General features: G+C 61.3%; 10 protein-coding genes and 1 riboswitch. Of the genes, 8 read left to right on the forward strand and 2 right to left on the reverse strand.

Features of this window, described 5'->3' with window-relative positions; genetic code table 11:
* Positions 1-7 precede the first annotated feature (7 nt).
* A riboswitch (FMN riboswitch) is annotated at positions 8-165 on the reverse strand.
* Between the two features lie 471 nt (positions 166-636).
* The 8 genes from LMG28727_RS13555 to LMG28727_RS13590 all read left to right on the forward strand — a co-directional run bounded on the left by LMG28727_RS13555 (position 637) and on the right by LMG28727_RS13590 (position 9,050).
* Positions 637-1,119, forward strand: coding sequence for a sorbitol dehydrogenase family protein (locus tag LMG28727_RS13555; RefSeq protein ID WP_236591847.1), 483 nt, complete (start codon positions 637-639; stop codon positions 1,117-1,119).
* Positions 1,120-1,148: 29 nt separating this feature from the next.
* Entirely contained in the window at positions 1,149-2,747 is a 1,599-nt protein-coding gene (locus tag LMG28727_RS13560) for a GMC family oxidoreductase (protein WP_201642823.1), read from the forward strand.
* A gap of 2 nt (positions 2,748-2,749) precedes the next feature.
* The gene (locus tag LMG28727_RS13565) at positions 2,750-4,141 is read left to right on the forward strand and encodes a c-type cytochrome (protein ID WP_201642824.1); all 1,392 of its coding nucleotides are present in this window, start codon (positions 2,750-2,752) and stop codon (positions 4,139-4,141) included.
* A gap of 181 nt (positions 4,142-4,322) precedes the next feature.
* Positions 4,323-4,955: a glutathione transferase gene (yfcF, locus tag LMG28727_RS13570; protein ID WP_201642825.1), complete on the forward strand. Its 633-nt coding sequence runs from the start codon at positions 4,323-4,325 to the stop codon at positions 4,953-4,955.
* Between the two features lie 96 nt (positions 4,956-5,051).
* A complete protein-coding gene (gcvA, locus tag LMG28727_RS13575) occupies positions 5,052-5,972 on the forward strand; it encodes a transcriptional regulator GcvA (RefSeq protein WP_201642826.1) in 921 nt (306 codons plus the stop codon).
* A 111-nt stretch (positions 5,973-6,083) separates the two neighbouring features.
* A complete protein-coding gene (locus LMG28727_RS13580; RefSeq protein ID WP_201642827.1) occupies positions 6,084-6,572 on the forward strand; it encodes a RidA family protein in 489 nt (162 codons plus the stop codon).
* Between the two features lie 11 nt (positions 6,573-6,583).
* Entirely contained in the window at positions 6,584-7,780 is a 1,197-nt protein-coding gene (locus tag LMG28727_RS13585) for an aminotransferase class V-fold PLP-dependent enzyme (protein WP_201642828.1), read from the forward strand.
* A gap of 217 nt (positions 7,781-7,997) precedes the next feature.
* Positions 7,998-9,050: an alpha/beta fold hydrolase gene (locus LMG28727_RS13590; protein WP_201642829.1), complete on the forward strand. Its 1,053-nt coding sequence runs from the start codon at positions 7,998-8,000 to the stop codon at positions 9,048-9,050.
* A 71-nt stretch (positions 9,051-9,121) separates the two neighbouring features.
* Here LMG28727_RS13590 and LMG28727_RS13595 read toward each other — a convergent pair whose 3' ends face one another.
* Both LMG28727_RS13595 and LMG28727_RS13600 read right to left on the reverse strand, forming a co-directional pair.
* Complete coding sequence (locus LMG28727_RS13595; RefSeq protein ID WP_201642830.1) at positions 9,122-9,919, reverse strand: sulfotransferase family protein; 798 nt, start codon at positions 9,917-9,919, stop codon at positions 9,122-9,124.
* 300 nt (positions 9,920-10,219) lie between these two features.
* Positions 10,220-12,226 carry a bifunctional DedA family/phosphatase PAP2 family protein gene (locus tag LMG28727_RS13600; protein WP_201642831.1) on the reverse strand — a complete coding sequence of 669 codons (2,007 nt, stop codon included), beginning with the start codon at positions 12,224-12,226 and terminating at the stop codon, positions 10,220-10,222.
* Positions 12,227-12,483 lie beyond the last annotated feature (257 nt).

Consider the following 12,483-nt stretch of genomic DNA (forward strand, 5'->3'; position numbering starts at 1 on the left):
CAGGCCGTCCCGTTCTCTTTCATCCGGACTATGACCGTCGGCCCCGGAATCTAACCGGGTCTGCTGACCTCCGCACCTAAGACCGATGACAGAGCGCTCGCGGGCTACGCGCCGATTGGCGCGATTACCGCCGGTGGGGAGTTTCACCCCGCCCCGAGAACTTGTTCTTTTCAGAACGACGCGTACGGTATCACGAAATTCCAGTTCTCGGTGTAGTGCTGGCGGCGGGGGTATCCGGCGCGAGAGCGCGGATCGATGAGGGGAAAGCGTGCATACGCAAACAGATTTCGGCCAGGTGGTTCGCTCCTCGCTGCAGCGCAGGGCGGTTGCGCGAGGCCGGCAGAATCGACGCAGTGGTTCGCACTCAACTCACCGCGATGTCCGATGCGATTGCGGCCGACGATGCGAAAAAAGAACCCAACGAATACAGGTTGCGCAAATCGTCACGCAGATATTAGCCGCGCCACCACGCCACCTTGACAAGGCGATCGAACGCAGTCGCGTTATAATTACGGCGCATGCTGATAAAAGAAGCAGCATTTATCAGCTTCGGTAGATCTGGACTTTACATTACAAATGACGCAACCCCACGAGCCCGATACGGGCCACGCCGTGCCGAATTCCGGCCGGCGCCTTATGCTGGCCAGCATATTGGCAAGCTACGCAAGTTCTTTTATTCCATGGCCTCTCGCCAACGCGCAAACAACTACTCCCGCTACTGCGGCAGCGCCTGAAGCATTTTTAAACGTGTCGCGTGTTATCACGGGGCGCGCAACGCTCGACTCCGTTCAGGCAAACCGGCTTTATGCCGGTCTCGTCGCTACGGTTCCGTCGTTTGTCACGCAATTGAATGCACTCGCAGCGTTTATTGCCGGCAATCCGTCTGCAGCAAAGCAATTGCAGGTTTCTCTCGATGCAGCGAATGCGCCGTTCGCGAAACTGCCGCGTCAAATCGCCACAGCATGGTATGTCGGGGTGGTCGGCGCGGGCCCGCTCGCACGTTGCGTGACGTATGAAACCAGTTTGATGAATGTCGTGGTATCCGACCGGTTGAAGCCGCCGAGCTACGCCTATGGTCCCTATGGAAGCTGGGGCCGTAATCCCCTCTCGGCAGCCTGACGCTTCATCGGTAATTCAAGGAACAAAGCATGTCTGACCAGTTGTCAGCCGATATTGTTGTTATCGGCTCGGGTATCGTCGGCTCTCTCGCGGCCCATCGTCTCGTGTCGCAAGGTGCGTCTGTATTGATACTCGAAGCGGGACCGCGTGTGGATCGCGGCCGCATCGTTTCGAACTTCCGTAATTCCCCGCGTAAAGGCGACTTCATGTCGCCTTATCCGTTTTCGTCATGGGCGCCGCATCCGGTTTATCAGCCTGTCGATAACGATTATCTCGTGCAGGCAGGACCGTATCCGTATAAGGCGGAGTACATCCGCATGGTCGGCGGCACGACCTGGCATTGGGCGGCGCAAGCATGGCGTCTGCTGCCAAACGACTTCCGTCTGCAAACGCAATACGGCGTGGGCCGCGACTGGCCGATCTCGTATGAAGACCTCGAACCCTTCTATTACGAAGCCGAAGTGAAGATGGGCGTGTCGGGCGCACCGAATAACGGTTCGCCGCGTTCCAAACCGTTCCCGATGCAACCGGTCGCGGAATCGTTTCTGGAGCAGCGTTTTCGCGAGCGCCTCGCACCGGGTGGTTACGACGTCATCACCAATACGACCGCGCGCAATAGCCGTACCTACGACGGCCGCCCCGCGTGCTGTGGCAATAACAACTGCATGCCGATTTGTCCGATCGACGCGCAATATCACGGCGGTCTCGCTGCCGACGCAGCGGAAAAAGCCGGCGCGAAGCTGGTCGAAAACGCGGTGGTGTATCGCATCGAGCACGATGAACGCGGCCGTATCGTCGCAGTGCATTACTACGATCCGAACAAGGTCTCGCATCGCGTGACGGGCAAGACCTTCATTCTCGCGGCGAACGGTATTGAAAGTCCGAAGCTGTTGCTGCTGTCGGCCAGCGATAAATTCAAAAACGGTCTCGCGAATAACTCGGATATGGTGGGCCGTCATCTGATGGATCACCCGAGCAACGGTCTCGTGTTCGATGCCGATGAAGAACTGTGGCCGGGCCGTGGCCCAATGAGCCCGAGTTCGATCAACGCGCTGCGCGACGGCGCATTCCGTTCAGAGCATGCGGCGTTCCGGATCGACATTTCGAACTCGTCGCAAGTGTTGTCGGTCACGCAAGCGCTGATTGCGAAGGGCGTGTATGGCGAAGAACTCGAACAGCAGATTCGTTTTCATTCGGCACGCCAGTGCAGTTTGAAGAACGTGCTGGAAATTCTGCCTGATCCGGATAATCGCGTGACGCTCAGCGACCGGAAAGACGCGCTTGGCATTCCGACGCCGCAAATGCACTACGCGATGAACGATTACGTGCACAAGGGCATGGCTGCGGCACGCGACGAATACACGCGCATCGCGAAGCTGATGGGCGGCACGAATCTGCGCTATAGCCCCGACGGCGTGTATGGCAACAACCAGCACATCACCGGCACGATGAGCATGGGCCATGATCCGAAGGACTCGGTGGTCGACGCATTCGGACGCACGCACGATCACGAGAACCTGTACATCGCGAGTACCGGCGTCATGCCGACGGCCGCTACCGTCAACTCGACACTCACCGCAGTAGCGCTTGCGCTTCGCTCGGCCGATCACATCAACGCAAACGCCTGAAGATGACTTATTTTCCGTTCACGGCGTTTAAACGCCATTTGTGCGCGGCGTTGTTCGCGTCGGTTGGACTCGTGTCCGCGGCCCATGCTGCTGACGATGACCTCGTCAAACGGGGTGAATATCTCGCGAAAGCGGGTGATTGCATCGCCTGTCACAGTGCGCCGCAAGGCAAGCCGTTCGCAGGCGGCCTACCGCTCGCGACCCCGCTTGGCGAGATCGTCTCCACCAACATCACGCCGTCCAGAACCAACGGCATCGGCAACTACACGCTCGAGCAGTTCAGCGCGGCGCTGCGGCAAGGCGTGCGTGCGGATGGACAGCATCTGTATCCGGCCATGCCTTATACGTCGTATGCAAAGGTCAGTGACGACGATGTAAAGGCGCTTTACGCGTACTTCATGCACGGCGTCGCACCGGTCGATACATCGCCGCCACCGACCCAGCTGCCGTTCCCGTTCAACGTACGTCTGTCGATGGCTGCGTGGAACCTGCTGTTCCTCGATCACCAGCCGTTCCAGGCCGATCCGGCGAAGAGCGTCGAGTGGAATCGCGGCGCGTATCTGGTGCAGGGTCTCGCGCATTGCAGCACCTGTCACACACCGCGTAACGCGTTGATGGCAGAAGACACGTCGGCGGCTCTGGGCGGCAGCGTGGTGGGGACGTGGTACGCACCTAACGTGTCGTCTGATCCGGCGAGCGGGATTGGTTCGTGGAGCGAAGAGGAAATCGCCGCGTACCTGCGCACGGGTCATGTAGTAGGCCGCGCGCAGGCAGCGGGTCCGATGGCCGAAGCGGTGGACAACAGCTTCCAGCATCTGAGCGACAGCGATCTGCGTGCAATGGCGGTCTATCTCAAGTCGAGTCCGCCGGTCCATCATGCCGGAGACCGTCAGGCCGCCGACACATGGGGCAGTGCGAAGTCGAGTCTCGATGAAATTCGCGGCGTGCCGCTACCGGCTGACGCGAATCAGATGAGCGGTCCGCAGATTTACGACGCGTATTGCGCAAGCTGTCACCAGGCGCATGGCGAAGGAGCGGGGCAAGGCATCGACGGTCCGGGTCTGCCGTCGCTGTTTCATAACACGGCGTTGGGTCATGCGAACACCAATAACCTCGTGATGGTGATGCTGGAAGGCGTGCATCGGCAGGACAGTGCGCCGGATGTGCTGATGCCCGCATTTGGCCGCCTGCTTTCCGATCAGCAGATCGCGACACTGGGTAACTATCTGCTCAAACAGTATGGGAATCCGGATGCGTCTGTGACGGTGCAGCAGGTGAAAACCTTGCGTCAAGGCGGCGAGGCATCGCCGCTGATTATGATTGCGCGAGTTGGAATGGCCGTAGCGGCACTGATCGTGCTGGGCATTGTCGTTCTATTGATTCGCCGGCGATAAGCCAGAAGCCTCGCTATGCGCAGTGCTCACAAAACACAGTGCGTGGCGAGGCGTTCTTTATCGACGCATCGGAATACGGTGTGTCAATAAAGAACGATAAGCGTTGCGTTGCTCGCCGACCAGGTTTCCCGGGAGTTTTCATGTAGGCTATACAAGAACTCACGCGACAGGGGAGCACATCTTGCAGCAAAGCCGTTTCCGTCTCTATGCCGACGCTCAACTCACGAGCCCTTATGCGATGTCGGTTTTCGTGACCCTTCACGAAAAGAATCTGCCGTTCGACCTCTCTACCGTCGATCTGGACCGGCACGCCAATCAGGAAGATCAATACGCCGCCACGTCGCTGACGCAGCGAGTGCCGACGCTCGTTCACGGGGATTTCGCACTGTCGGAGTCATCGGCGATTACGGAGTACCTTGAAGAAGCGTTTCCCGAAACGCGCGTTTATCCGCGAGACAGATTGCTTCGAGCGCGAGCTCGCCAGGTACAGGCGTGGTTGCGCAGCGATCTGATGTCTATTCGCGAAGAACGCTCGACTCAGGTCGTGTTCTATGGCGTACGCGGCGCGCCGCTTTCCGCCACCGCGCAGTCAGCCGCCCAGAAACTGTTCTCTGCGGCTGAAGCTTTGCTTTCTGCCGATTCACGCAATCTGTTCGGCGAGTGGTGCATTGCCGACACGGATCTCCCGGTCATGCTGAATCGGCTTGTCATGCATGGCGATCCCGTGCCGGCAAGATTGGCTGATTATGCGACCCGTCAGTGGGAGAGGCCGTCCGTGCAACGTTGGGCCGAACTGCATCGTCCTCCGCTGTAACCACGCCAGGCGAATGGGGCAGGCGCCAAAGTTTGCGCGGTTAAAGCTTGCCGACGCGTAATATGACGAACCTCTCGCACCTTTAATCCCAGCCTGATGAGCCTGTCTCGCCCCTTGCCGCCTCTTCTGTCTCTACGCGCGTTTGAAGCTGCCGCGCGGCGAATGAGTTTCAGTCATGCGGCACAGGAACTCTTCGTCACGCAAAGCGCAATCAGTCATCACATCCAGAAGCTGGAAGCCGATCTGGGCGTCGCTTTGTTCGAGCGCCGCACACGTGCGATTGCACTGACGCCGCACGGCGAAGCTTATTACGCGAAGGTCCGCGACGCGTTCGAACTGCTTCGGCTTGGCACCGAACAGATTCGCTCACGCCCGGCCGGAAAAACCACGTTGACAGTCGGCCTGCTGGCTTCTTTCGCGACCCGCTGGCTGGCGCCCCGATTGCGGGCATTCTCCGCCACTCACCCCGGCATCACGCTGCAATTACGGCCCGAGATTGCATTGGCCAATGTGGCGGCCGGCGAAGTCGATGTGGCGATTCGTTATGGCCGTGGCGGCTGGCCAGGCGTCCGTGCGCAACGCTTGATGCCGGAGCGCCTGTCACTGGTTTGCGCGCCGTCTCTGGTCACGGGAAAAAAGCGTTTGCGCGAACCGCAGGACATACTGCGTTTTCCGCTTCTTACTTCGTATTCGAACAATTCGTTCGAATGGGATGGGTGGGCGAAACGCTTCGACGTGGATCTCGGTCAGACGCAGATGGTGCAATTGCATGACTACAACATCGTGGTGGAAGCCGCGCTTGCCGGTCAGGGCATTGCGATGGGCCGCCACCATCTGATCGCCCGGCAACTGACGAGCGGAGAACTCGTGCAGGTACTACCCGAAGCAATCCTGGATGACGCCCGCGTCGGATGGTGGTTGGTGACGCCAAAGGGCAGCCTGAGTGGCGCAGCCGCGGCATTTCGCGACTGGCTCGGCGAAGCGGCGCGGCAGGATGGATTGGACGAGACGCATTAGTCTGGCTCATCTGTCGCATGCAAGAATTGATTGGTCAGTCGAAGCTGGAGCGAATAGGATCGTTTTTCCCGAACCCGATCAATCATCGATCAACTACCGGTCACCCCTGTCATGTCCAATTCGATTTCCGCTCGTGTTGCCAGTCTCGGTTTGACGCTTGAACCCGCTGCTTCCCCCGCGGCCAATTACGTCCCCTTCGTCCAGGATCACCATCTTCTGCATATCTCCGGGCAGATTTCGCGCCAGGGCGGAGCGCCCGCTTATCAAGGACGATTGGGCGACACGCTTTCCGATGAAGAGGGCATCGCGGCGGCGCGACTGGCGGCGCTAGGTGTTCTTGCGCAGATCGTCGCTGCAACAGATGACCGTCTGGACCGTGTGGCACGCGTCGTACGCCTCACCGTGTTCATTGCCAGTGCGCCGGGTTTCGATCGGCAGAGCGCGGTGGCCAACGGTGCTTCCGATCTGATGGTGCAGGTATTCGGCGACGCCGGGCGGCATGCGCGCAGTGCGGTCGGCGTCGCCGCGCTGCCGGCCGGCGTGGCTGTTGAAGTCGATGCTGTGATCTCACTCGTTCCCACCTCGCGCGACATCGCGTGACAGGAAAAAACATGTCTACTCCGCTTTCGACTGCCGCCGTGGACGCGCTGCGCGCTCAAACGCCCGGCACACAAACGACCACCCATTTCAATCATGCAGGCGCTTCGCTGCCGTCGTCCGCGACGCTGGAGGCGATCCATGCTCAGCTGTGGCGGGAAGCCACGATGGGCCAGATGGAAGCCGGCGGGTTCGGACGTGAACAGAGTGAACGCGCACGGCAACTTGCTGCGCAACTGCTCAATGCGCAGGCATCGGAAATTGCCTTGACGACGGGCAATTCGTTCGCCTGGGGCGCTGCGTTTGCTGCATTGGGCCGGTTGAAATCAGGTGAGCGGATTCTGGTCGGACGGCACGAATGGGGTGGCAATCTTGCTGCAATGCGTATCGCTGCGCGACGCGATGGTGTATCGATCGAGGTGATTCCGTGCGATGCCAGCGGCGCAACGGACCCTCACGCGCTGGAGGCGATGATCGACGAGCGGGTGCGCCTGATCGCGCTCACCTGGTTGCCTGCGAACGGCGGAGTGATCAATCCCGCAGCGGCGATCGGACAGGTCGCGCGACGCTACGGCATTCCGTATTTCATCGATGGTGCGCAGGCCGTTGGGCAGGTGCCGGTCGACGTCGTCGCGTTGGGTTGCGATGTGCTGACCGGCGCGGGCCGCAAGGCGCTGCGAGGTCCGAGAGGGACGGGTCTCCTCTATGTGCGGCAGGACTTTCTATCGCGCGTCACGCCCGCATTCGTCGACACGCATTCCGCACCCCTCGATGCAGCGGGCGAACCGGTGCTGCGCAACGACGCGGCGCGCTTTGAACTGGCGGAAGCCTCGCTCGCGTTGCACGGTGGATTAGCCAATGCGCTCAAGGAGGCACTCGACATTGGCATCGACAACATTCGCGCACGGATCGACAGCATTGCGCAGCACTTACGCGGACAACTCGCGGCGCTTCCCGGCGTGACGGTGCTCGATCTGGGCGTCGAACGCTCCGGGCTGATCGCCTTCAACGTTGCCGGACTCGATGCGAGCCACGTGCAACGCAGTCTTGCAGAGCAAGGCGTGACGATTGGCAGCAACGGTGTCGCTTATACGCCGTTCGATATGGAATCGCGCGGACTCCAGGAGATTGCGCGGGCTTCGGTCAGCTATCTGACGACAGATGCCGAAATCGACAAGTTGCTGAATGGGATACGGGCGCTTTTGCGTTAGCCGTTAGTCCGGCCTGGCAATGCGCGGCAACGAAGTGGTCCGGGTTTTTTATTACCCCCACGGTTCGCCGCTTTGCATCTCGTCCTCTATCGGCAGAAACCGGCCGGGATGCATCGGACGCCATCGCTCCCTTAAGATGGCGGGTTCAAATGACCCGGTCTCAATACTTGGTCGCATTCCGATGCAACCTGCATTCGATTGAGCTGAAGGAGAACAGATGTCGGAGCAAATCGATTCCCGCAGGCGCGGCTTCCTCGGCATTGCAGCGATGACGCTGGCCGCTGCGCAAGCCGGCACGATCGGGTCCGCGAACGCGCAGTCCAGTCCAAACAAACCGGCGAGCGGGTCCGGCGTCGTTGCGGGTGCCCACCCGTCGCCCGGACCTCTGAAGCAGATCGACGCGGGCTTGCTGAGCGTCGGCTATGCGGAGCAAGGACCGGCCAACGGTCCCGCAGTGATCCTTCTGCACGGCTGGCCGTACGACATTCATGCCTTTGCCGATGTCGCGCCGGTGCTTGCGTCGGCGGGTTATCGCGTGATCGTGCCATTTCTGCGCGGCTACGGCACGACCCGCTTTCTTTCTGACGAGACGAGGCGCAACGGCCAGCAGTCGGTCATCGCCGTCGATATCGTCGCGCTGATGGACGCATTGCATATCGAGAAAGCGGTGCTTGGCGGCTATGACTGGGGCGGCCGTACCGCGAATGTCATCGCGGCGCTGTGGCCGGAGCGCTGCAAGGCGCTGGTGGCGGTAAGCGGCTATCTGATCGGCAATCCCGCGGCGGCGGCCACGCCGCTCGCGCCGAAAGCGGAATTGGCCTGGTGGTATCAGTTCTATTTCGCCACCGAGCGCGGGCGTCTTGGCTACCAGGCCAACCGCCACGATTTTGCGAAGCTGATCTGGCAGAACGCATCGCCAAAATGGAATTTCGACGATGTGACGTTCGACCGTTCCGCCGATGCTCTCAACAATGCCGATCACGTCGCGATTGTGATTCACAACTACCGCTGGCGATTGGGCCTCGCTGAAGGCGAGTCGAAGTACGACGCGCTGGAAAAGCGACTCGCTGCTGCCCCCACGATCACGGTGCCGACCATCACGTTAGAAGGTGACGCCAATGGCGCACCGCATCCCGAGCCGGCGAGCTATGCGGGCAAATACACCGGCAAGTACGCGCACCGGACCGTCAAGGGCGGCGTTGGCCACAACCTGCCTCAGGAGGCGCCCCAGGCGTTTGCGCAGGCGGTGATCGACGCGGACACTTTTTAAGTTGCCGGCGTCGCGCAACGGTCTCGTGGGCTGATCGATCGCCCAGGTAATCCCGTGGGGCTCCAGGCCGGTTATGCCGCCGCATAGCCCAGATGCGTCGCCGCTCGCCCGGCCAGCGCCAGCAGCTTGTCGTCGCCAGCTGGCTGATTAGGGATCACATAGAGATCGGCGATATCGGTCACCGGATCGCTGAATGGCGTCGGCGCATGTCGCTGAGAGATGAGGAAGTCGCCGATCGGCGATGCGTCTGTCAGGTCGAGAAATTTGCCGATGCTCGCGCTGGTCGCGGCCGGGTCTTCGATCAGTCCGCGATACGGAATCGTCAAGCCGAGCTGCGAAGGGAGTTCGTCGAAGAAGTCGAGGATCTCGCTCACGTATTGCCCCCACACGCGCACACCGTCATCGATCGAGCCGGTCCAGTGCTTATGCAGCAGCGAGTTGGCCACATGGCGGGGATCACGATGAATGTGAATGAAGCGCGCTTGCGGCAGCATCTCGCGTATCAGCCGCAGGCAGGAGCCGGAGCGCGGCAGGTGTTCAACCGAACCGAGGCGGCCCGAGAGCACCGTAGGATCCGCATAGGACGGGTGCTTGTCGCCCCAGATCGGCGCGGTGATCTCGAGTTCCTCGCGATAGAACCGCTCGACCCACGCACCGAGCGTGCGCTTACCGAAGTGGACAAAGCGATCGACGCAGGCCTGACTCAGCAGATCAGGCCGGTGGCTGCCGACCTCCAGGGTGTCCTTGAGCAACGCGAAAACGCGACACTCATTGGTCAACTGGATCAGCGGATGCACGTTCAGGACGGAACACAGAAAGGTCGTGCCCGACCTCGGAGAGCCAACGATAAACAGCGGAAAAGACGCCATGTTTCTCTCCGGATGATCGCTGCGATTCAACCAGCATACAGAGCGAAGGTGGCGAGAAACTGACGGAAGAATGACCGAGGCGTTGGGTGCTTCTAACTATCAGGTGGACGACGGAAGTGGCCAGTTGTGGCGCTCATGGGCCGAGATGTTGACCGTCGAAAAAATGCGTTCGTATTGCCAGGTTTATCCACAGAAAATGTTCATATCCTTGTGGACAACTCCTGGCCAATCATCCTAACTACTTGAACGCAGAGCGAATTGTTCCCGGACACAGCAAACGTGCGCTTGGTGGCGTAACGCTCATTCCATCGGCGCGGCGAGGAGTGACACCGGCACGCCATGGCACTCCACTTTGGCGAGCACTTCTGCGCCAAGGCCGTCATGCGATGCGGGGTGGGCGTCGAACGAACCCACGGCTTTGTCGACCCGCAAAATGTTAAGCGGCCACGATGGCCGCGACAGCCGCTCGTGCGCGAAACTGCCGACCCACAGCGGCGTCGCGGATTCGCCGTTCTTCACCGCAAAGCCGCTTGGCCAGAAGCGCAGCACGTCGCGTTCGGCGCGCGTGTCGCCGGGACGCATGAAGACCAGCGACGACGGCACGCCATTATTCAGCTTGGGCAGCACCGGCAGGGACACCGCCGCGACGTCGGGCGACGCGAGCGAGAGCAGGCTGTGCGCGGACACGTCGGTCCCCTCGATCCAGCCGCGCGCACGCAGTTGTCCGCGGATCGATGCCGGCTCCGCGGCCCATTGCAGCGTGAGCGGCTCGCGATGATCGCCGCCCATGTCCGACCGGTAACACGGCAGGCGCCGCCACGCCGACAGCGTCCACTCCGACTGCGACAGCACCGTGGGCGGCGGCGCGGCGGAGGTGTCCGGCGGCGGCGCGAGCGTGCTCATGCCAAGCTGAACCGCCACGCTGACCACCACGACCGCCAGCACCACGACTGGCATGAAGGTGCGGGCAGGCGGCGCGTTGGGGTGGCGCCACATGGCCGTCAGCGCGACGATCGCCACCCAGATATAGGCGAGCGCGGCGCCACCGATGGCGTCGGACACCCAGTATCGGCCGAAATAGATGCCCGACAGCGCGACCACGATCACGATAATCGTGCTGGCCGCCGCCACCAGCACGCCCTCCAGTTTGCCGACGCGCCGCGCCAGCAGAAACGCGAGAAAGCCGTACACGATGACGGTGGCGGCGACGTGATTGCTGGGGAACACGTAATGCGCCGTCATCAGTTCATTGGGCGGCGCGCGATGCATGGCGAATTGCAAGCCGAAGATCAGTAATTGGGAAAACACGACCGCCGCGAGCCAGTAGCCGATGGTGCGCCAACGCTTCTCCAGCATCATCCACACGACCACGGTGACGATCAGCGCCATCAGCGTGATGCCGCTGCCGAGCGTTGCGAGGCCCGCGAGGACGGCGTCGCCCCACGGCGTGCGCACCGATTGCAGGAAGTGGTAGACGGAGAGATCGACCGTGGTCAGCGGATCGCCACTAACCACGTCGCCCAGCACGCCGAAAAAGAGCGCCCCAGCCACCAGCACGACCACCGAGGTGACCAGAATATGGCTGGCATCCGGCGTGTCGGGGTCGAGCATTCTGCGGGCAGCACGGCCGAACGGACCCGGGTGCCGGCAGGCCCAGCTGCCGAGGTGCCGGCCCACCGCGCTCGACCATGCATTGGCATGGGACAGCAGGAAGCCCGCGCCGCGAAAACTCAGCCAGACGATACAGACCAGCAGAGCGAGGATCACGACGAGGCGGAACGACACCGCGCCCGCCAGCAGTACCGACGCGCCGAACACCACGCCCGGCAGGATATGCGCGGGCGCCCACAGCAATGCGGACAGCACGTTCATCGCGTAGAAGCGGATGGGCGGCATGCCGAGCATGCCCGCCACCACCGGCACGATGGCCCGCAACGGTCCGATGAAACGCGCAAGCACGACGCTCTTGGCGCCATGTTTGCGGAAGAAGCGATGGCCCGTTTCCAGCACCTCGGGGTGCTTGCTGAACGGCCACATCTGGACGATCCGCTCCTTGTAGCGGCCGCCGAGCCAGAAGCTCATGCCGTCGCCGGCAATCGCGCCCACGATTGCCCACACGAATACCCAGCCGAGACTCAACGAGCCGGTACCGGTCAGCGCACCGGCGAGAAACATTGCGGTGCTGCCAGGAATGAACGTGCCGATAACGGCAATGGCCTCAAGAAAGGCCGCGAGAAAAACGACCGTGAGCATCCATGCCGAGTGGCCGGCAAGTTGATGCAAAAGGTGGATATAAGCGTGCTCCATCGTGCGTGATCTATTGTTCTCGCGGCCGTTCTGGCGTCACGATCGATCATAACGCGCATGGGCGTTCGATTATTCCTTTTGCACCGGTCATTTTGCCTTCAGATGTCGATAAAAATCGTCGGAAAAATCACGAAGCGTTACGTGATTGTTCGGAGAAATGACGCGGACTTGTGAGGCGCGTCGGCGGCGCCAGTCGTGAACAAACGCCGTCGCGCAACGTCTCACTCTGTGAGCGCTCCGTCATGCGGACGCCGCGC

Source organism: Paraburkholderia metrosideri (assembly GCF_904848625.1).
Taxonomy (GTDB): domain Bacteria; phylum Pseudomonadota; class Gammaproteobacteria; order Burkholderiales; family Burkholderiaceae; genus Paraburkholderia; species Paraburkholderia metrosideri.